General features: G+C 41.3%; 9 protein-coding genes. 8 read left to right on the forward strand and 1 reads right to left on the reverse strand.

Features of this window, described 5'->3' with window-relative positions; all coding sequences use genetic code 11:
* Window positions 1-10 precede the first annotated feature (10 nt).
* Entirely contained in the window at window positions 11-700 is a 690-nt protein-coding gene (locus tag FXF36_RS10210; protein WP_151623769.1) for a DUF4956 domain-containing protein, read from the forward strand.
* 2 nt (window positions 701-702) lie between these two features.
* Window positions 703-1,980 (forward strand): carbohydrate-binding domain-containing protein, encoded by a 1,278-nt coding sequence (locus FXF36_RS10215; RefSeq protein ID WP_151623770.1) that lies wholly within the window; start codon window positions 703-705, stop codon window positions 1,978-1,980.
* A gap of 74 nt (window positions 1,981-2,054) precedes the next feature.
* Here the strand turns inward: FXF36_RS10215 and FXF36_RS10220 are convergent, their stop codons facing one another.
* Window positions 2,055-2,510 (reverse strand): acyl-CoA thioesterase, encoded by a 456-nt coding sequence (locus FXF36_RS10220; protein WP_151623772.1) that lies wholly within the window; start codon window positions 2,508-2,510, stop codon window positions 2,055-2,057.
* A gap of 451 nt (window positions 2,511-2,961) precedes the next feature.
* Between FXF36_RS10220 and FXF36_RS10225 the strand changes: the two genes are divergently transcribed.
* The 6 genes from FXF36_RS10225 (at window position 2,962) to FXF36_RS10250 (ending at window position 21,416) form a co-directional block, all read left to right on the forward strand.
* Window positions 2,962-4,170 (forward strand): putative glycoside hydrolase, encoded by a 1,209-nt coding sequence (locus FXF36_RS10225; protein WP_151623774.1) that lies wholly within the window; start codon window positions 2,962-2,964, stop codon window positions 4,168-4,170.
* Window positions 4,171-4,864: 694 nt separating this feature from the next.
* Complete coding sequence (locus tag FXF36_RS10230; protein ID WP_151623776.1) at window positions 4,865-5,683, forward strand: hypothetical protein; 819 nt, start codon at window positions 4,865-4,867, stop codon at window positions 5,681-5,683.
* 153 nt (window positions 5,684-5,836) lie between these two features.
* Entirely contained in the window at window positions 5,837-7,309 is a 1,473-nt protein-coding gene (locus FXF36_RS10235) for a hypothetical protein (protein ID WP_151623777.1), read from the forward strand.
* A 575-nt stretch (window positions 7,310-7,884) separates the two neighbouring features.
* Window positions 7,885-9,225, forward strand: a complete 1,341-nt coding sequence (locus tag FXF36_RS10240) for a butyryl-CoA:acetate CoA-transferase (protein ID WP_151623779.1) — start codon at window positions 7,885-7,887, stop codon at window positions 9,223-9,225.
* 233 nt (window positions 9,226-9,458) lie between these two features.
* Window positions 9,459-11,006, forward strand: coding sequence for a family 43 glycosylhydrolase (locus FXF36_RS10245; protein WP_151623781.1), 1,548 nt, complete (start codon window positions 9,459-9,461; stop codon window positions 11,004-11,006).
* 405 nt (window positions 11,007-11,411) lie between these two features.
* Entirely contained in the window at window positions 11,412-21,416 is a 10,005-nt protein-coding gene (locus tag FXF36_RS10250) for a hypothetical protein (protein ID WP_151623783.1), read from the forward strand.
* The last annotated feature ends 69 nt before the right edge of the window (window positions 21,417-21,485 follow it).

Genomic DNA, 21,485 nt, shown 5'->3' on the forward strand with positions numbered 1-21,485 from the left:
GGAGTAAAAAATGGAATCAATTTTAGCAGCACTTCAGGCATCAAGCGTTGAGACAACATTCACAATAGTTGACGCGATTATCGACGCATTAGCGTCAGGAATTTTAGGACTTATAATCTCACTTACATATATCAAAACTGGCAAGACATCAAAGAATTTTGCAAGGACACTTATCATTTTACCGATACTGGTTTGCATAGTAATGCTGGCAGTTAATGGAAACTTTGGAACAAGCTTGGCGGTAGTTGGAGCGTTTTCACTGGTACGATTCAGATCATTGCAGGGAAGCTCACGCGACATCGGATTCATTTTCTTTGCAATGGCGATTGGTATCGTTTGTGCAATCGGCGAGTTGCCACTGGCAGCACTCGTGACAGCTCTCGTTTGTGCAATTCACTTCGGATTATTTTTCACAGGCTATGCGAACCATGATGGTGATGAAAAGGATTTACGTGTGACAATCCCAGAGAACCTGGATTATAGCGATATATTCGACGATCTTTTTGCCAAGTACACAAAGACTGCAAAGCAGGTGGCAGTTAGAACAACAAACATGGGCTCAATGTACGAAATTAATTATCGTATCCGACTCAACGATGAAAAACAGGAGAAGAATTTCCTGGATGAAATCCGAATGAGAAACGGAAATCTTACAGTTGTTTGTGGACGTTGTGATGCAAATGAAGCAGAGGAATTGTAATTATGAAAAGAAGAATAGTATTGGCTCTTATGGGGCTTATGATAATAGGAACATTGGCTGGATGTGGAGCAATCACATCAGCTTCAAATACAGGAGATTCTGGGAGTGCCACCACGGCGGAGGTAACCTCTACGAAGGTGGCAAACTCAGAGAATGCTACATCGACTATTGATGACTATAAAGCTCTTACCGTAAATACGGATTGGGAGGAAAAAGCATCAGTTACATTTACAGAATCAGGAATGACAATAGATGGAGCTGGTGCGACAAATGAAGATGGTGTCTTGTGCATCACTGAGGGGGGCGCATACACTCTGACAGGTAGTTCAAGCGCCACATCTATTGTGATTAACACTGAGGAAAATGTGAAGCTTATCCTGAACGGGGTGGAGCTTACAAGCACAAATGGACCTGTTATTTATGGCGCACAGGTGAAGAATCTTTACATTGAGCTTGCTAGTGGCACAACAAATACTCTTGAGGACAGCTCCGATTATGCAACTGATTCTTCATCAGGTGAGGAGATTGGAAAGGGAGTTATTTCCTGCGAGGACGATATTATCATCCTTGGTGATGGCACTCTTAACATCACTGCAAATCACAAGCACGGTATAGTCTCTGACGACAAGCTTTATATTGAGTCGGGAAATATCAATATTGTTTCAAAGGGCACAGATGGAATTCATGCCAATGATTTGATTTCTATCGACGGAGGAAGCATTAATATTGAAGCGGCCAGCGACATGATGGAAAGTGAAGACCTCTTTGTGATTAATGGTGGAACAATCACTGGCTCAAGTGATGATGAGGGTCTGGAGGCAAAGGGCTCAATTTATATCTATGGTGGTGAAATCGATATCACAACTGTGGATGATGCAATCAACGCAGGCTATTACATTGAGATAAATGATGGAAAAATTACTGTGACAAGCACAAATGGTGACGCCATTGATTGCAATGGAAATTATGATGGATGCATCACTATTAATGGTGGTGAAGTGAATGCTACAGGTGCACAGGTTCCTGAAGGAGCACTTGATGCAGATGAGGCATCGGTAATCATCAACGGTGGAAAGGTTACAGCTTCAGGCGGCTGTAACAGTCCAATTATTGAAAACGGAGGTGAAAACAATATCACTGGAGAAACCTCCACTGGAGGTGGTCCAGGTGGCGGCTTCGGAGGTAATGGAGGCCCAGGTGGAAATGGTGGTCAGAAGCCAGATGGTGAACCACCAGAGGGATTTAGTGAGGGCGAGCGCCCAGAGTTACCATCCAAGTAATCCATAAAAAATCCCTGGTGGTATAATAACCATCAGGGATTATTTTATGTTGGAGTTTATTGTGCAAATTCCCGCTATTTAAATTCAAAGAATTTGGTATCTAATTCTGGATAAGCACGCTTCATGGAAATAGGGATTCCTGCTTTGTTTACAAAGCAGTGAACACTGCGAGCAACAGCACGGTCCTCACCAGTTGCTTTATCGTATATACGATATGCAATTTCCATCTCATGACCATCGTAGGACAGTAGCTTTGTGTCGACAATTACCGTCTCATCAAATTTGATTGAGCTTCTATGCTCAATGCTCTGGGAAACTACAGGCGAGCTGATTTCCATATCAAGCATCTGCTTGAAACCAAGGCCCATCTGTTCCATCAAATTCATCCAGGCATCCTCCATCCAGTTGGTATAGTTGGAAGGATGGATGATTCCCTGCTGATCTGTCTCATGATATTTTGTGTGATGCTCAAAAGGGGTAATCTTTATCTGCCTCTTAGCACCAGCAACTTCAATTTCTTGTTTTGCCATCGTCTTACCTCCTAATGAAATTGGATAATTAAATTATAACACTAAACATTATTTTTCCATAGTCAGCATTTGTCGATGACGGTTGCTACCAGCATGTGATGATACTATTCATGGTATATCTTTTAATATAGGGATAGATTGGACATGGTCCCCACCACCTTGCAGGTCTGTATAGGTGAATTGGAGCAAAATAATAGATTCTCTTAATGCTACTGATGTAGCTTTTAGTGGGTGTATTTTTATTGATTTTGCACTTTGAAGCAACTGTTTGATATACACAGACACTGTCATAGACTACAAATGACCTTACCAAACAAGATTTAGGATAATTGTGTTCATGTTACATTCACCAAGTAAAAGTCAAAAGCAGGTTTTGTGAATTTTAAGATATACCATGAATAGTATCCTTGTGATACAATACTGCTTAGTATGTTTTTAATGAGGGAGAATTATGAAGAAGTATATAAGTGCTGCAGCAGTTCTAGGATTGATTGTTTTTTGTGGAGTTGCGGCTGTGTTGCAGTCTGGTGAGATTCAGGAAACGCAGGATGATATAGAGGCTATGGCTCAGGCTGAGGTTATAGCCGAGGAAGAAGTGCCTACTTCAATGGCTGACTGGAGAGATAATCATCTGAAGGTCAAGGGAATATATGTGACAGGCCCAACAGCCGGCTCTGAGAGGATGGATGACATCATCAGTCTCGTGAATGAAACAGAGCTGAATGCTGTGGTAATTGATGTTAAGGATGATGCGGGAAATGTCACCTTCAAAATGAATAATGAAAATGTAATCAGCATGGATGCCGGTGTTGCTTACATTAAGGATATAGAAAAGCTTTTGGCTGAACTTAAGAAAAATGATATCTATGTGATTGCAAGAATCCCATGCTTTAAGGATCCAATTTTGGCAGCCACACATCCGGAATTGGCGTTGACTGCTTCAGACGGCTCACCTGTTACCGATGCAAATGGAAATGCTTGGGTTAATCCAACCAAGGAAGAGGTTTGGGATTACATTTTAAGTCTTGTGGACAGCTGCTGTGAGCTTGGTTTTGATGAAATCCAGCTGGATTATGTTCGTTTTCCAATTGGACAGAATGCAGAGGAAGCTTTGTATGGCGCAGTATCTGATGATGACAATCGTCAGAGCTACATCACACAGTTCCTTGGCAGAGTTTGTGATGAGGCACATAAGTATAATGTCCCTGTTGCGGCAGATGTCTTTGGAACAATTATCAAAAGCACTGCGGATGCAAAGCATGTAGGCCAGGACTACGTAACACTGGTTTCTAATCTGGATGTCATTTGCCCAATGATTTACCCATCACATTACGCTGCAGGCGAGTTCGGATTGGACGTGCCGGACGCAGCTCCTTATGACACAATTTATGCTGCGCTTGAAGGCTCAAATGAAGCACTGGAATCATTGCGTTCTGGTGATGGAGCTTCCAGTGGAAATGCTGCTGGTGGTCAGGGTGCTAATGGAGCAGTGGTTAGACCTTGGCTTCAGGCCTTCACCGCCAGCTGGGTGGATGGCTACATCAATTATGGTGGCCCAGAAATCCGCCAGCAGATTGAAGCAGTTTACGCAGCCGGCTACGAGGAGTGGATTCTCTGGAACTCCAAGAGTGATTACAGCATGGGCGGGCTAGAGAAATAGAATATGAATTAGGCTGTTGTTAAGAAAGAAATGGTCAATGGCCGATTTTGATTTGAATCCTCAGTGGATGGCTAGCGCTGTCTACTGGGGATTTTTGAAATAATGCTTTATTATTATTGAATTCCGTGATACAATTCATTAATCATACTCATTCGAGTATTAAAAATCCATTGGCGGCTTAACTAAATATCGTGGTCCATGTACAGTTTGTTGGGTGGTACCACCGCATTCTTTGTTTTTGAGGAAGCGGGGCATTGCTATTCTTGAGTGCAACAAGATAAGCAGGTTTTTTGAGAATTGGGGTACCCGTAGTGGTTTTTGGTACCACAAGGAATGTGGACTTTACTAATCTTGGGGTGTGCTGGTACCACAAGACTTGGAAAAGTGTAATTTCTTGAGGTACCATGAGCTGATTCGGCACCACCGGGATTGGTGAAATCTTGCAGATTGGGGTACTACACTACCTCAAGAATAGAGATTCGCTGTTTCCTTGGGGTACCATTGGAAGCTTATAGTACCACTAGGATTAAAAAGCTAAAAATCTTGGGGTACCAAATTGCTAAAACTAGCTGTAGGGCAAAAAATCTGGCCTAGCGTCTTCCAAGCAAGGAAGAACATGCAAGGACCGTATACTTTTGTTTGGAAACATGAGGATTTCCAACAACAATATTTTTATTTTGCACAAGGAGGATTTATGAAGAAACAAAAGAGTGCTGAAGAGATGAAAGAATACTTTGAAAATGAGCTGAATGCAGTGAAAGATTTGCTTGTGATTAATGAGGCTAATATGAAAAGCTTGGAGGGGGTTCCGGAGGGGAGTCTTAGAGTCAGAAAAAAGAAGGAATCATACCAGTATTATTTTAAATCAAATGGAACAGATTGCGAAAAATATATTAGCACATCAAGAAAAAATCTGATTCAGAAAATCGCGCAGCTGGATTATGAAATGAAGGCCAACAAAACTTTAAAGCAGCGTAAGAATTGTCTAGAAAAAATGATACGGAACTATGAGGATTCAGACATAGAGCAATTATATGAAAAGCTTGGTGAAGGAAGAAAAGGATTGGTTAAGCCATTAGTTACTCCAACTGATGAGTATGTGGCTGATTGGTTAGAGAAGCATTCTGGTGGAAAGAATAATTATCCAATTTCAAAGCCAATTAAAACAAAGCGAGGGGAAATAGTAAGATCCAAATCTGAGAAGTTTATTGCAGATATGCTTTATGCAAAAGGGATACCTTACCAGTATGAGCCGCAACTAGTTTTGGGGCGAGATAACATTTATTATCCTGATTTCTTAGTCTTAAATGTAAGGAACAGAAAGACATATATTTGGGAGCATCTGGGGTTGGTAGATGATGAAGGATATAGCAGTAAGAATTTTAAGAAGATATTGTCATATGAAAAACATGGTTTTCTCCTTGGAAGAGACTTGATCATCACAATGGAGACAGAGAATGATGTTATTGATTTGAAAAATGTTGAAGATAAAATAGCGGAATTTTTGATGTGAGAAGTTGTGACTAAATGGAGAATTGTCTGTGAATAATGTATGTATTATTGGAGTATATACTTGCTTTTTCTTTTTTTGAGTGTAGAATTCCAAATAGTCAGACTCTAAAGGGAGAAGTGTTGAGCTGACTATTTTTATGTGGAGGTATTCTATATGAGAAGAAAAAAGGTATTGGCATTTATGATGGCTTTTGCAATGGTTGCTTCAGTAGCAACGCCTGCTATTACAGCTGATGCAGCTGGCCTTACTCAGGCAACAGCACCAGATCAGGTTAAGTATGGAAAATTAACCGCTGCCGAGAAGAAGGTTTTGGCATCTATTTTTGATGTTGAGTTTTATAAGGCTCAGAACCCAGAGCTTGTTGAAAAGCTAGGCAGTGATTATGATAAATTATTTGAACACTTCTGTTTATGTGGAATCTTTGAAGGACGTACATGTAATGCAAACTTTGACCCATCAGCTTATGCTTCAGCATATTCTGATTTAAAGGCACAGTTTGGTACAGATATCATCAAGTACTATGAGCATTATGTAGCTTTTGCAGCTAAGGAAGATAGAACTATTACTACAATTGCAGCTTGTGCAGAAAAAGGTATCACAGTTGAGTCTCTTGCTGTAGATACTGTTAAGATTACACCTGCAGCTTATCAGATTGCATTAAAGCTTGGTACAACTGATTTTTCAGTAGTACAGAATGCTGTTAATAGAGCTGCTGAGATTGCAGCGCAAAATAATTCTGGTGGCGGAGTAACTATTGTAGCAACAACAAGTAAAGTAGATGAATTAATTGCTAAAGCAGCAGGTTTAACTTTTGTTGGAACAGTAGGTACTAATGCATTTGTTGATTCTTCATCTACAGGTACAGAAACAGCTTCGTCAAAATATCAGGAGTTGAAACTTTACATTGTTAAAGCTGACTCTGCATATGCAGCATATAGAAATAATGAAGATGAGAATAAGTACTTTACAATAGATACAATAAACGAATTTAAACCTGTTTATTACACTGATGGATATGATGCATCAACTGCTGAAAACGTATCTTGGTTTGGCGAAATAATAGTAGCTCCTAGAGAAAAAGGAACTTCAAGTTCATCAGGTTCGAGTGAGGAATATGATCCAACGGGTGACGAATATTACGAGTATGAGGATGAAGGAGAAGTATCTGAGAAAGGTAACAGAGTCGATGTGTACCAGTATGCATATTCAGGAGAAGGATATAAAGAAGCAAAGGAAGTAGAGCAGGAAGGCACTAATATATGGAAGACGACTGGTACATTGGCAGGTTATTATTCTGATGAGAATTATACAAAGCATCCATTTGCTAGCGAGGAAGAAAAGCAACAGTATTTAGCTGATTATGAGACCAATTATAAGGCCAAGATGGCTAAGGAATATCCTAGTGAGGCTACTACATCTTCAGGGTATGTGCATATTCCTGATGAAGAGTATAAGTATTCTCAAGTTCAGGATCCTAATGGTAATAAAGATACAACATACAACGTTGGCATGGAAATTAAGGAAAATGAGGACGGCAATGTTAATGTAACTGTGGGTATATACAATGAGGACAATGAGTTTGCTTACATAGGTACCTATGGTTTCGAAAAGACTGAGGAAAAATAATTAAGAATCGTTGACGTATAATAGCCCTGGCAGGTTTAAGCTGGGGCTATTTCTTATATTAAATCGGAATAATCAAATACGAGGGCCCTTTGTTTTTGGATGAAATGAGGGGATTGTTGTTCTTCAGTGCAACAAGAAAGCAGATTTTTTGAAAATTGGGGTACCCAGAGAGGTTTTTGGTACCACAAGGAATGTGGACTTTTGTAATCTTGAGGTACGCTGGTACCACAAGACGGGGAAAAGCTGAATAGCTTGAGGTACGGAAAGTGGATTTGATACCACCGTAATAATGGAAAAATTGAAGCTTGGGGTACTGTGGCGCCACAAGCTAGCTAATTTGCAGGATTCTTGGGGTACCGTTGAAGGCTAATTGTACCTCTCAATCTGAAAAAGACAGGATTGTTGGGGTACGCAACTGGTTGTATGGACCAAGACAGAAAATATGATAGGCCTTGCAGTAGAACTAAAAAGAACTAGAGTGATTTTTCCAAAAAACACAATGTATTTATTGAAGCCGCTCCCCAGAAGTGGTAAAATTTAGCTAATTGATAAATTTTTAACGAGCGGAGGTTATTATGGATTTTCAAGCTGAGTACAAGAAAAAGCTCACTACCGCAGCAGAGGCTGTAAAGGTAGTAAAGAGCGGTGACTGGGTAGACTACGGTTGGTGCACTGGCACACCTGATGCATTGGATAAGGCACTTGCAGCACGCACTGATGAGCTTACAGACGTAAAGGTTCGTGGCGGTATTCTTATGAAGCAGCCAGCTATTTTTGATAGAGAGGATGCAGCAGAGCATTTCACATGGAACTCATGGCACATGGGTGGCATCGAGAGAAAGCTTATCAGCAGAGGATGCTCTTTCTATGCCCCAATCAGATATTCTGAGCTTCCAAGATACTATCGTGATCACATTGAGCCAAACGATGTTCTTATGATTGTGACAACTCCAATGGACAACCATGGCTATTTCAACTTCGGACCAAATGCGTCACACCTTATGGCTGCAGTTGAGAAGTCAAAGCACATCATCGTAGAGGTTAATGAGAACATGCCTCGTTGCCTTGGTGGTTTTGAGGAAGGCATCCACATTTCAAAGGTTGATGCTATTGTTGAGGGTGAGAACCCAGCTATCCTTGAGATGGGTGGCGGCGGAGCTCCAACAGAGGTTGATAAGGCTGTTGCTAAGCTTATCGTTGAGGAGATTCCAAACGGTGCCTGCTTACAGCTTGGTATTGGTGGAATGCCAAACACAGTTGGTGCAATGATTGCCGAGTCGGACCTTAAGGATCTTGGTGTTCATACAGAGATGTATGTTGACGCTTTTGTTGATATTGCTCGCGCGGGAAAGATTACTGGTGCAAAGAAGAATATCGATAGATTCCGTCAGACATATGCTTTCGGTGCTGGTACAAAGAAGATGTACGATTACATGGATGAGAATCCAGAGCTTATGAGTGCACCTGTTGATTATACAAATGATATCCGCCAGATTTCGGCTCTTGATAATTTCATTTCTATCAACAATGCAGTTGATGTTGATTTATTCGGACAGATTAATGCAGAGTCTGCTGGAACAAAGCACATTTCTGGTGCAGGCGGACAGCTTGACTTCGTGCTCGGTGCTTACCTTTCAAAGGGTGGAAAGAGCTTTGTTTGTCTTTCATCTACATTCACAACAAAGGATGGCACAGTAAAGAGCCGTATTCGTCCTACACTTGCAGAGGGCTCAATCGTAACTGATACACGTGCTAACACACATTATCTTGTTACTGAGTACGGCAAGGTTTGTCTCAAGGGACTTTCAGCATGGGAACGTGCAGAGAAGATTATTTCAATCGCACATCCTGACTTCCGCGATGAGCTCATCGCAGAGGCTGAGAAGATGCATATCTGGAGACGCTCAAATAAATAAAAAACATTATATAGCGACCATTGTATGAGGCCCCTAGTTACGCCTACAAGCCATGGTTAACTCCGTTCAACACATGTTTCACTTGAGTTACCCATGAGCTTGATGGCTACTAGGGGCCTTTTTCTCCACTTGCGTTTTACGAAAAATAATGTTATACATATAGTTAAAATAGTTTATATATATGCAAACTAAATGCTAATTACGCGAAGGGGGATTACACATTGAGGAGAAGAATGTTAGCGCTTGCGATGGTGGGCGCGGGTGTGCTCACAGCTTGCGGAGCGCCGAAGGAAATTACGATTGAAAAATGCACCACAGGAAATCCGATGGTTGCAGACAATCAGAATATTGTCTATGGGGGAGACCCATCGGTGTTGGTGGATGGTGACATGGTTTATCTTTACACTGGGCATGATGCGTCCACAGACGAGGAGGTTGCAAAATCTATTTACAACATTCCAGAGTATCTTTGCTATTCATCTACGGATTTGAAGAACTGGAATGCGGAAGGCGTGGTAATGTCCATGGAGGATGTGAGCTGGGATAGTGGTGATACTTCTGCATGGGCATCACAGGTGATGAAGCACAAGGATCCTACAGATGGCAAGGACAAATATTATCTCTATTACTGCAGTTGGGACAAGACGGGAAAGCAGTGTATCGGTGTGGCAGTTTCAGATTCGCCAACAGGAAAGTTTGAAGATATTGGTGAGCCGCTGGTGAAAAGCTCTGTCACAAAGCCAAACACCAGCACCTACAACGACATCGATCCAACAGCATGGATTGAGACAGATGAGAGTGGTGAGGAGCATCGCTATCTCGCCTGGGGCAATGGAATGTTTTTTGTCTGCGAGCTTAATGAAGATATGATTTCTATAAAGGATGTTAACGGTGACGGCAAGATTACCAATGGAAAGACGCCGGGAGAGGATGATATTATTACTCGCACAGCAGGGCTCGACAGCTACACGGAGGCACCATGGATTTATCGCCATAGTGATGGCCATGGAAATTACGATGGCCCATATTATTTGTTCTTCGCTCATCAGTGGAGAGAGTGCATGGCCTACGCTACCACAGATGATTTGATTTCTGGAAAGTGGAGTAAGACGCAGATGATTATGACTCCAACCGCCACCTCTAACACAAATCACATGGCGGTTTTTGATTTCAAGGGCAAGACCTACTTTGTATATCACAATGGTTCTTTGCCAGCGGGAAGTGGATTCAGGCGAACAGCTTGCATAGAGGAAATTATCGTAAATACGGATTACACCATAGATATGTTTGAGGAGAGTGCAGCAGGAATTGATGGCATGAAGTCTGCAATCACCACCATGGATGGCAGTCAGTACATTGCTCATGAGGCATTCCTTAATTCCTCAATGGACAGTGATTATCCATACAAGGATGTGAAGCTAATTTCATCGGAAGAATCACCTGTAAACACCAAGGACGAGCAGTGGGTGATTCGACCAGGTAAAGCTGATGCAGAAAATGCTTCCTACGTTTCCATTGAATCTGAAAACAAACCAGGTCTTTATATCACAGCAAATTCTGATGGCACAGTTACCCTATGTCAGGACACAAAGGCCACTGAAAAATCTGCAGCAAATCAGTCTTTTAAAACCGTTGAAGGATTGTCAGATAAAAAAGGCGTAAGCTTTGAAAGTGTAGCTCAGCCAGGAAAATACTTGACACTAACAGGAGGTATAGTTTCCTTAAGTGATGGCAAGGATAAGGCTTCTGCAACTTTCCTTGTGACATCAGTACTGGATTAGTCAATAGAATCAAAACTAAAGAGTGTGTTGAATAAAATAATTTTTGTTTCAAATACCACAAAATTAGAAAAAGAGTTACGGAAATCACAAAAATTTTAAAATTTATACGCAGTATAACCATTGCCCGAAGGTACAATTAATACGATACATATTATGTCGGTGTACGAATGATGTTCGGGCCGAATGCAGTATTTGAAAGGTTTTGTTGCTATGGATAGAGTAATTTTGATCCAAAGCAGAATAGAAATGGTTATACTTCAGGTGAAGTGCGGCCCAAAGCCAGAAGAAAATAATATTGAATCCAATAAGCTCAAAGGTAAAGTTTGGACTTTTTCCAAGCCTTCCCTTTGAGCTTGTTTTTTTATAGAAGTAACGTTGGTGGGTTAAAAATTGGAGGAATTGAATATGAAGAGAGGTTATTTTAGCCGATTCGTATCAATGGTTCTGTCCATAGCTATGGTTTTTACAATGGGATTTGATCCCACATTAGTTATGGCAGAAGAAGGAGGCGAAAGCTATGTCCTCACTGGCATAGCTGACCTCGAGGGCGATGTAAAAGAGCAGCGCCTGGAGGTTGGTTCATCCGAAAGTGACATAGTATTCCCAAGTACGTTGACGGGAATAATTGAGCATTCCGAGGAAGTCTTAGTTGAAGAGTCTGAGGAAGAGGATGCAATAGAAGATGCAGTTTCAGAAGAAAACACTGAAATTGCAAATCCTGAGACGGAAGGTGCAGAGTCTGTTGCAGAGGAGACTCCGGAAGAGGAGACTGCAGAGTCAGTTAAAGAAGAAGCTCCAGCAGTAGAATCAGAACCGAAAGTGGAGCCTGAAATAACAGAGGCACCAGAGCCAGTTGCAGAGTCAGAACCAGCTATAGAGCCGGAACCAACAATTGAGTCAGTTCCAGAGGAAATTCCAGTGGAAGTGCCTGTATTTGAAGCAGTTCCTGAGCCAGCTCCTGAAGCAGCTCCAGTGGAAGAGGCTGAGCCAGAGGCGTTAGTTGATCCGGTTGCATTTATTATTGATTTAGTTTTCCCTGCTATTACAGCTAAGGCTGCAGATGGAGGTGTAATTGCTGAGGTTTCACATACTACAGCAGATATTATTTCTCCTGCAGAAGAATCTGAAGAAGCATCAACAGCTGAAGCATCAGAGGAAAATGCTGAGCCAGCTGAAGATGAAGCTACATCAGAAGCGGCAGAGGCAGAAGCTGCGGACCTTAAGGTGAAGACTGTCATAACAAAGGAAGAGATTACAATTAAGGATGTTACATGGAAATTAGACGCCGAGAAGAGTTCTGCGCCTAGTTTTGATGGAACAGTTGAGGGTGCAACATATGTTTATACACCTGTCATTAGTCCTAAATATATTGTAGAGTCAGAGCTTCCTACAATCACTGTAGTTATTGTTAAGACTCAGTTCGAATTTGAGCAGTCTGTAACAGTTGACGGTGTTGTAATTACTGTAAAGGCAGACAAGGGCGTATTCCCTAAGGATGCGACTTTGAACGCAAGAAGAGCCACAGCAGCTGAAGAAGCAGTAGCAGAGGAAGCTGTTGAAGGTGAAAGAGAAGCTTCTGATAAGGTAGCTGCATCTTATACATTTGATATTACAATTTTGGACAAAGATGGTAACGAGCTTCAGCCTGATACTTCTAAGGGAAGAGTAAAGGTTGCATTTACTCTTGAAGAGGCTAAGAACGACAATTTGGAGGCTGATATTTATCATATTACTGATGAAAATCCAGCAGCTCCAACAGCAGAAAAGCTTGATACTGATAATTACGCTTCTACAGTAGAGGCTGAGACCACAGGATTCTCATTCTATACAGTAGAGTTTACTTATGGTGGATTCCAATATGTGCTTATTGGTGGTACTACAATTGCGCTTTCTGAGATTTTAGAAGCATTGGAGATTGAAGGAACAGTAGTTGCTGCTACAAGCTCTAATGAGTCACTATTTTATGTTAGAAAGTACATCTTTAATGAATCGACACAGGGGCATCCTAAGCCATGGATGGAAGAAAGTCCAGATGGTCAGTGGTATCTGGTATCATGCCAGGCATTTGATACTCAGGAGCTTCTTACTTTAGATATGGAGGATGGCTCTCATTATGAGATAGAGGTAACAGATAGTGCAGGTGTAGTTGGCGCTCATAAGGATACAAATACTAGTGGTGATGTATTCTTAGGTGGTCGTTTTATTGAAGTAGGTATTGCAAAGACAGGTTCTTTTGGTACAGCAGGTTCTCCTAATACTGATGCTGGATTCCATCCTGTTTACAGTGGAAATTTAATAGGTCTTAGTGTAGATAAAGATGGATTTGGTGAGGGAAATGCTCCTACAACATGTGATTTCTTCCTTCCGGGTAGTCCAGAAGAGCGATACAATGTAGCCTATAAAATTGATGGAACTACTTATGAAAATCCTAATGCAGAAAGAAATAGAGTTGGTTGGCCTACTCCTAAGCAGGCTCCTACTACAGTAGATGAGTCAGTGATAGAAAAAGGTGAATTACAGGCTACAACAACAGGTATTACTCGTGAAGGTGTTAAGATGGTTACAACCGTTTCCTTCAACGAGGAAGATTATAGCTTCTTAACAAAAGTTACACTTACAAACAATACTGGAAAGAAAATAACAGATTTGCGATGGGTTCGTTCGTTTGATCCAGACCAAAACGCTCAAATTACGGGTGGAACGTATTCAACCTATAACAAGGTTATTAGTAATCCTAATTCATCGAAACCTTCTGAAAATGCATGCGCAATGGTAGTTGCAAAGGGTGGAACAAATCAGGAGGCGTTCTTCTTTGCGGCATTTGATGACAGAGCAAGAGCTTCTATTTTAGGAAGTCTTTCACCTAGTTCGGCTTATGATTCAAGATTGTGGAAAGATGATGACAGCATGCCTACAGAAGTTCTTGAAGAAAACTACACAGGCACTGATGGATATAATAATGATGATGTTGGTATAGCTTTAACATTTAATCTTGGTGAGCTTGAAAATGGCGAGTCTACAACTCTTGAATATTATTCAAGCTTGGACCCTGATGTAGCAAATACTTTCAATAAGCTTAACGGTAAAATTAACTACAATGGTGAAACTATTGATGGTTTTACACCAAGCACAACATATTTAATTACAGTATATAGAGATTCCAAAGGAAAATACTTCAGAGTAGATTCAGATTCTAAGGGAAGTATCATGATTGAAGACAAGGACAACAATGGTAATGACTACAGCTTATTTGGAAAATCTATTAGAGTTCTTGAATTAAGTGAAGAATCAGGTATTCAGTATTTTGATGTAAATCCACGTCCAGTTGCATTGGATTTAAACGAGGATGAGGATGATATTGATATTGGCGCTGAGTCAATAAAGATTACATTAGATAGTAGTAAAGAAAATCAGGAATATCGTGTTTATACTGCAAGAGGAAAGGAGATTACAGGACAGGATTGGACATCTCCTACTGGCAATAAGCTAACACTTACTGGATTAAAGAAGAATACCAGCTATACTATCAAGGCTCATGTGAAAGCAAGTGCTTCAACACCTGAATCCAAGATTTCTGATGGTATAACTTTGACTACTACAGAAAACGATGTAACTGTTGATTATGATGATGAGGTAATCGAAGGCCTTAAGCCAGATAAAGAGTATGAGATAACTGAGACTTATGAAGATCCTACAACTCATGAGAGGAAGAATAGAAAGCGCAGGGTTAAATCTGATAGAAATGGACGTATTCCATTTGAGGGTACAGATGAAGATGGCGACCCATACGATTTTACTGGCGAAGAAATCATTATAAGAGAGCCAGGCTCAGATGATGATGGCGATGATGATTCACCTGAGGAGATTATTAAGAAGAAAATCGACGGACGTCCAAAGGCTGATGATGTTACGCCAATAGATACAGGTGATCCTGACGACCCAACGAAGCCAGGCGTTGTTGCAGCTACAGGTAGAACTATCACAATTAAGCCTGCAGAGCGAGATCAGGAATATCGTATATACGATAGCGCAGGAAATGAACTTCCTGGTCATGGCTGGGTTACACCAGAAAAGGATACAGATAAAAATTACAAGGTTGTATTTACAGACCTTGAATATGACAAGGAATATATAGTTAAGACAAGAAAGGCAGCAACAGATGGCAAGCCAGCTTCTGAGCCAACAGGCGGCACGGAAGTTAAAACTGATGATGAGACAGATGAAGAAGATGTTGATGTTAATTATGATGACGAGGTAATCGAAGGCCTCAAGCCAGATACAGAGTATGAGATAACTGAGACTTATGAAGATCCTACAACTCATGAGAGGAAGAAGAGAAAGCGCAGGGTTAAATCTGATAGAAATGGACGTATTCCATTTGAGGGTACAGATGAAGATGGCGACCCATACGATTTTACTGGCGATGATATTACTATAGGCGAACCAGATACAGATGGTGGTGAAGATGACCCTGAACCTGTTATTCCTCGCTTGCCTATATCAGGCCGTCCAGCCCCAACTGGAATTGATCCTATAGACACGGGATCTCCATCTGGAACCGGCAGCGAGGTTGAAACAAGAGGTACATATATTGTAGTTAAGCCTGCAAACATGAAGCAGGAATATCGTATATACGATGAAGACGGAAATGAAATTGAAGGAAGAGATTGGGTTAAGCCTACTTTAGAAGGTGACGTCCCAGTCGTGGTATTTGACGGCCTTGAGCCAGAAACAAAATATGTCATCAAGACTAGACTTGCAGCTACAGATGATAAGCCTGCATCAGATCCTGATGAGGGTATAGAGGAAACTACTGGTACTGAAAGTGATGACGTAGATGTTGATTATGAAGATGAAACTATTGGAGGTCTCTTACCTAATACTGACTATGTAGTTGAGTACGATGATGACGATGATCCTGAGACCCCTGATAAAGAAATCAGAGTAAAGACAGATGAGGAAGGAAAGCTTCCAATTGAAGGCAAAGACAGAACAGGAAAGCCTTATGACCTGACAGGCAAAAAGCCAGTCAAGTTCTATAAGTATCCAAAGAAGACTGATAGTGAACCTATAACAAAGGATATTGAAGGTCGTCCAACATCAGATGACCCTGTTACACCAATATATATAGGCACAGGTGATACAGATGACCCAACAAAGCCAGGTGTTGTTGACGCTACAGGTAGAACTATCACAATCAAGCCTGCAGAAAAAGATCAGGAATATCGTATATACGATAAGGAAGGTAACGAAATCTCAGGTTACGGCTGGGTTAAGCCAACAAAGGATACTGATGGAAAATATAAAGTAGTATTCGAAGACTTAGATTATGACAAGGAATACACAGTTAAGACAAGGAAGGCACCTACATCAGGTAAGCCAGGCTCAGAGCCTACAGCAGGTGTGCCAGTTAAGACTGATGATGTTACTGATGAAGATGTAGATGTTGACTATGAAGACGAGAACATCGAAGGCCTTAAGCCTAACACCGAATACGATGTTTACGAGATTGAAGAAGGTGAAGAAGGCACAAGTGGAACTGGCGGAAGAGGAAGAAGACACAGAGTAAAGACTGATTCTAGAGGAAAGCTTCCATTTGAAGGTAAGGATGAAGACGGTAAGGAATATGATTTCACAGGTAAGAAGCTTGAAATCGTTGAGCCAGGCAAAGAAGATACAACTGGTATCAGAGAGGACATTCCAGATCGTCCAGATAGTACTGAGGTAAAGGAACCAAAAGAGGAAGATATTGAGTCTAAGGGTACATCTGTAACCATTTATGATGCAGATCCAGATCAGGAATATCGTATATACGATGAAGAAGGAAACGAGATTCCAGGTCGCGGTTGGACTAAGCCTAATGACGATGGCACAGTAATATTTAAGGACCTTGACTACAACAAGCGTTACATCGTAAGAGCTAGAAAGGTACCTAAGAAGACAGAAGGAACAACAGGCGGAACAGATACAACAGGTGGAACACCAGGTTCTGAGCCATCAGAGGGTATTGAAGTAACAACCAAGGATGAATCAGATGGAACAGATGTTGAAATCGATTATGAGGATGAGGTAATCGAAGGTCTCAAGCCAGATACAGAGTACGAGATAACAGAGACATATGAAGATCCTACAACTCATGAGAGAAAGACGAGAAAGCGCAAAGTTAAATCAGATAGACATGGACGTATTCCATTTGAGGGTACAGATGAAGACGGTGAACCATACGATTTAGCAGGTGAACCAATTACCATTAGTGAAGATAAGTCAGATGACCCTGATTCACCAGATGGAGAAGATTCTGAGCCTATTATCAAAACTCATATAGAAGACCGTCCATCAACTGATGATATTGACAAAGTTGCTGACGATGAATTAAAGACAAAGGGCAAGTCAATCACAATCAGACCAGCTGATGAAGCTTTAGAGTACAGAATTTACGACAAGGATGGAAATGAGCTTGAGGGCCGTGATTGGGTTAAGCCTGATAAGGACCTTGTAGTAATCTTTGATGATTTGGATTACGACACAGATTACATCATTAGGGCTAGAATTGCGCCTACAGATGACACACCAGGTTCAGAGCCTAAGGATGTTAAGGAAGTAAAGACTGATGATGTAAAACCAGATGATGTTATTATCGATTACGAGGATGAGGAGATTGAAGGTCTCAAGCCTGAAACAGAATATGAGATAGGCATAGATGACGACAATGACCCTACGACTCCACGTAAGAAGATTAAAGTAAAAACTGATAAGCATGGACGTATCCCATTTAAGGGTACAGAAGTTGGAACAGGCGGAACAGGTGGAACAGGTGGTACACCAAGACCAGAGTATGATTTGTTAGATAAAGATATTGAGATTTCAGAATCTGGTTCAGACAAAGACCCTATAGGTAAAGACATAGGCGAACGCCCTGAGATTATAAAAGATGGCGAGCATAAGAACTTTACACCACCTACTTCTGGTGATACTACACCTAAGGGTACAACTATAACCATCAATCCAGCAGAGCCAACTCAGGAATACCGCGTATACAAGAAGGTTGATGACAAGCTTGTAGAAGTTGCAGGTCAAGACTGGACTAAGCCAACAGGTGGCAAGGTTGTATTTACAGACTTAGACTTTGGTACAGAATATATTGTAAAGACTCGAATCGCTCCAACAAGCGAAAAGCCAGCTTCATTACCATCTGATGATGTAGTAACTGTAACTACCAAGGATATGGATGATCCTGTAGTAGATTACGTGGATGATGAAATTGGTGGATTTAAGCCTGATACAACATACGAAATCTATGTAGGCGATAGCACCGAACCAATTATTGTAAAGACTGACAAAGACGGAAAGTTTGATATTGAAGGTAAGGACAAAGATGGTAAGGGCTATGACCTTGAAGGCAAGACAATCAAGGTAAAGGAAAAGAAGAAGGAAGGTGAAGGCGAAGGAGCAGTGTCTGACCCTATCACATTAGGCTCACGTCCATCAGCTCCTACACCAGACGGTACAGACATTTATGGCACAACAGGAGCAGGTACATCTGACAAGCCAATAGTAGATGATATTGATACTATTAACATCTACCAGGAGTCTATCGAAATACTTGATCTCAACAAGAAGAATAAGGAACTTGAATATCGTATTTACGATGAATATGGCAATGAAATCGACGGTCAGGATTGGGTTAAGCCTGACAAGAATGGAAATGTCAAATTCAAGGGATTAGAGAAAGGAAAGAAATATACAATCAAGGCTAGAAAGCCTGCAACAGAAAAGAAGCCAGCTTCTAAGCCAACAGGTACAATCCTGACTGTTACGACAAACGATGGTATAGGCTTAACTCCTAAGGAAGGTGCAGAAGGCGACGAGACTGTACTTGAAGGTGAGCCAAATGAGAAGGATGAAATCGGTGGATTCAAGCCTAATACAGAATATGAAGTAAGCTACGATGACGATGGTGATCCAACTACTCCAGATAAGAAGATTGTAGTGAAATCTGACAAAGATGGAATAATCAAGGTAGATGGTGACGATGAGGAAGATAAGCACTTCTCACTCTATGGCAAGAAGATTAAGGTTAGAAAGAAAGGCTCTAAGGACAAAGATACAATTATCGATGTAACGGATACTCGTCCAGAAGCTCCTACATTTAGTGAAGAGGAGTGGGGCAAACATGATGAAACCTTAGAAACTGATACTGAGAAGATTAAGATTTATCAGAAGGAAATCAGAATTACAGGTCTTTCAGAAGAAGAGAAGGAACTTGAGTATCGTGTATACGGTCCTGACGGTGAAGAGCTGAAAGAGTTTGACTGGGTTAAGCCTGACGAAGATGGAACTCTTCACTTATACAGCAAGACTGATAAGGATGGCAAGCTCCAGCTTGATAAGATGCTTCTTGGTGAAACAGAATATATCATCAAGGCTAGAAAGCCAAAGGTAGAGAGTAAACCAGCTGACGGCGATACACCAGCTACAGAAGGCTCTCCTGCTTCTGATGCAGTTATCGTTGTCAAAGTAAAGACAGATCCTGTTGTTTACCCAGAGATAGATGTTATCAAAGAGGTAATCGACGGCTGCAAGCCAAATACAGTATATGATATTACTGTTAAGGATGGAGATACATCTACAGTTTACAAGGTAAAGTCTGATGCGGATGGAAATCTCATTCTTGAAGGTAAGGACAAGGATGGCAAGGACTTTAGTCTCGTTGGAAAGGATGTAGTTGTAAAGAAGTCAGGTTCAGCAGATGATTATCCATCTGATGAACTTAAGATTCCAACTCGTCTAGCTCCTATTAAGTTTGTAGAAGAAGGCAGCGAGACATCAACAGAGTTAATCACTGAAGATACTGAGCAGGTTACTCTTTCAGAGTCTGTAATCTTTATTAACGGATTAACAGGCGCTAAGTCAGATTATGAATATCGTTTGTATGACGCTGATGGAAATGAAATCCCTGGAATGGAATGGGTGAAGGCATCAGACGGACTACTGTTATTTACTGACTTACCAAGTGATACCGTATATACGGTAAAGGCTAGAAAACCAGCTACAAGCAAGGAATTAGCTACACTTCCTGTAGATACAGGTCTGAAGATTAAGACAGATGTCTCTTATGAGCCAACAGTAAATTACGATACTGACAGAATTGAAGGCTTAAAGCCTAATACAGAGTACGATGTTTTTGTTGGAGATAAGATATTCTATCTTAAGACAGATGCAAATGGTGGATTTGCTCTAAGCGGTGAAGATTACAATGGGGATGCGTACAATTTCGAAGGTCAGGATTTGGAAATCCAGATTAATGGAAAGTACGAATTTAAGTCACTTAGCGTTCCAACCCGCCCAGAGCCAACACCAGAGATAATTCCAACACCAGAAGTAACACCAACACCAGAGGTAACTCCTACACCTACGCCAACGCCAACTCCAACACCACGCGGTGGAGATGAAGAAGTACACTATCCTGTAATTCCTAATGAAGAAGTACTCGAGGAGATTTTGCCAGAATTAACGCAGGAAGATGCTGATGAGACTACACCTGCACGTACAAGAGAAGCAATTACGGAAATAATCGAAGAAGTGGGACTTGGCAAGGGTAACATCATCGACCGTGGCGACATCTGGGGCGATATGAGTAACGAGACAAAGCAGAAGTTACTTGATAAGCTTGATGCATCAGGCGGCGAGATTATCCTGGCAGAAGACCTTGAAAACATGGAAGCTGTCGCTGTAAAGGATAGACCAATTGCCTTTGTAATAGGCGAAGGTTCGGTTATCGTTACAATCGAATCTACAGACACTACAAGAACAAATGCAGGTCTTGTTGATGCAGCAGCAGTTGCAAAGTCAATTCTTACAGATGAGCAGAGAGCAGCAGTTGCAGCAGGTAGTGTCCTTGAAATCAGAGTAGAGGTAACACCTCTTGATGATGCTACAATACCTGCAGCAGATAAGCAGATTATCGAAGACGGAGTGACAGAATACGCAGAGTCAATTCCAAATCTGGCAATGGCAGATTATATCGATATCAGCTTATACTTCAGAATTGATGATAGTGAATGGAGTCAGATTACTGATACTGACCCTATCGATATCGTGATTGATATTCCAGACAGCTATAAGGGCTTGTCTGATAGATATTTCATCATGAGAGCACATCAGGGTAAGACTACACTCCTTGAGGATCAGGACAATGATCCAGATACAGTTACTATTTCAACAGGTGAGTTCTCAACATATGCACTTATGTATGAGGAGAGAGCAGCAGTTGCAACAGTTGATACTGTAGTGGAAGATACAAATAACGGATTGTTATTTGGCCTTAGCTACTTCGCATGGCTTGGAATACTTGCAGCAGCTATGGCAATATTCCTGTTCTTCATACTGTTCAAGAAATCTGATAGATGAGAGGACTAGAACCAAAAGCTAATAATTTAAACTAACACCCCCAACCGGTGTAGGCGCCTCCCCCAAAAA

The sequence above is a fragment of the Pseudobutyrivibrio xylanivorans genome (genome assembly GCF_008935055.1).
GTDB lineage: Bacteria > Bacillota > Clostridia > Lachnospirales > Lachnospiraceae > Pseudobutyrivibrio > Pseudobutyrivibrio xylanivorans_A.

Bases quoted from the DNA above. Each gene is read 5' to 3' on its own strand.
- FXF36_RS10210 (WP_151623769.1), top strand. From the start codon at position 11: ATGGAATCAATTTTAGCAGCACTTCAGGCATCAAGCGTTGAGACAACA.
- FXF36_RS10215 (WP_151623770.1), top strand. From the start codon at position 703: ATGAAAAGAAGAATAGTATTGGCTCTTATGGGGCTTATGATAATAGGA.
- FXF36_RS10220 (WP_151623772.1), bottom strand. From the start codon at position 2,510: ATGGCAAAACAAGAAATTGAAGTTGCTGGTGCTAAGAGGCAGATAAAG.
- FXF36_RS10225 (WP_151623774.1), top strand. From the start codon at position 2,962: ATGAAGAAGTATATAAGTGCTGCAGCAGTTCTAGGATTGATTGTTTTT.
- FXF36_RS10230 (WP_151623776.1), top strand. From the start codon at position 4,865: ATGAAGAAACAAAAGAGTGCTGAAGAGATGAAAGAATACTTTGAAAAT.
- FXF36_RS10235 (WP_151623777.1), top strand. From the start codon at position 5,837: ATGAGAAGAAAAAAGGTATTGGCATTTATGATGGCTTTTGCAATGGTT.
- FXF36_RS10240 (WP_151623779.1), top strand. From the start codon at position 7,885: ATGGATTTTCAAGCTGAGTACAAGAAAAAGCTCACTACCGCAGCAGAG.
- FXF36_RS10245 (WP_151623781.1), top strand. From the start codon at position 9,459: ATGTTAGCGCTTGCGATGGTGGGCGCGGGTGTGCTCACAGCTTGCGGA.
- FXF36_RS10250 (WP_151623783.1), top strand. From the start codon at position 11,412: ATGAAGAGAGGTTATTTTAGCCGATTCGTATCAATGGTTCTGTCCATA.